At 72.9% G+C, this 1358-nt stretch carries 1 protein-coding gene; it reads right to left on the reverse strand.

Annotated elements, in window-relative coordinates:
- Positions 1–1358: tetratricopeptide repeat protein (locus NON22_RS24385; protein ID WP_257389575.1), on the reverse strand; the 1358-nt coding region annotated here is incomplete at both ends.

The raw sequence follows: 1358 nt of genomic DNA on the forward strand, positions 1-1358 counted from the left end.
CGTTCCGCGACGGCGGCGGCCTCGCCGTCGCGGCACAGCGCCTGCAGGAACTTCGCGAACTGCGTGTCGGCCGGAGCCGGCTGCGCCGCGGCTGCGTAGGCGGCGGCGATCGCATCGGCTTCGGCGCAGTAGGCCGGCGCCGCCGCGACGGCGCCCTGCGCGAGCCAACGCGCCGCCAGCTCGGCGCTGCGGATGCGCAGCATCAATTCGGAGTTCTCCGCATAGGTCGGCGCGAGGGTTTCCCGCGCGCGCTGCGCATCGTGCCGGGCGGCCGCGGCGTCGCCGCCGGCCAGGTGCAGGTCGGCGCGCCAGAGCAGGCAGCGGCCGAGCTCCATCGCGATGTCCGAACGTTCGGCCACGGCGACGGCTTCGTCCAGGCGCGGCCTCGCCTCGGCGTCGCGTTCGAGCTGGAACAGCACGATCGCGTGATTGCACAGCGCGCTGGCGAGTTCCGGATTGCTGTCGCCGCCGCGGCTGCGATCCAGCGCGACCGTGCGCTCGAGCAGCGGCAGCGCTTCTTCGCTGCGGCCCGCCGCATTGAGCACGCCTGCCAGGCTGTTGAGCTGGTGCGTGATGGCCGGATCGCCGGCGCCGTAAAGCTGTTCCATGACCGCGAGCGCCTCGCGCTGCAGCGCGATGGCTTCGTCGTTGCGCTGCTGGTGCATGACGATGTTGGCGAGCGTGCCCAGCGTGTCGGCGAGCAGCACGCGCTCGGCCGTCGCATCGCCGCGCAGTCCGGCCAGATACGGCCGCAGCACGGCCTCGCCTTCGGCCGGCCGGTCGAGCCGGTCCAATGCGAACGCGAGATGGCCGGCCAGTTCCACGCGCAGGAAGCGATGCTCGCGCGAATCGTCGAGCAGGCTCAGCCCGCGTCGCATCAGTGCGGCCATGTCCTCGTAACGGTTGGCGAGCTGCAGACCGTACACGCGCAGCGCCAGCGAATAGGCGATCAGCCGCGCCTGGGCCGGATCGCGGGGATCGAGCAGCGCCTCGGCGCGATCCAGCCGCGGCGCGCAGGCGTCGGTGTCGTTGCCGAGATCGAGCCGGCGGCATTGCTGGATCAGCGCTTCGGCTTCGAGCACCGCATCGCCGCGTTCGCGGGCGATCGCCAGCGCCTCGTCGATCAGCGGCGTGGCCGGTTCGAGCTGGCCGAGGCCGAGATAGGCCGAGGCCATGGTCAGCAGCAGGCGCGCGCGCGCCGCGTCCTGGCCGGCCAGCGCACCGCGGATGTTCTCCACGCCGGCGTCGAGCAGGTCGCGCACGCTGAGCGCGTCGCCCTTGCGCTGCGCCGGATCGGCGTTGTCGAACAGGGTCGTCATGAAGGCCAGCGCCGCGCGCGCGGTGTCGCGTTCGGCGCG

Origin of the sequence: Tahibacter caeni (assembly GCF_024609805.1) — a bacterium.
Lineage (GTDB): Bacteria > Pseudomonadota > Gammaproteobacteria > Xanthomonadales > Rhodanobacteraceae > Tahibacter > Tahibacter caeni.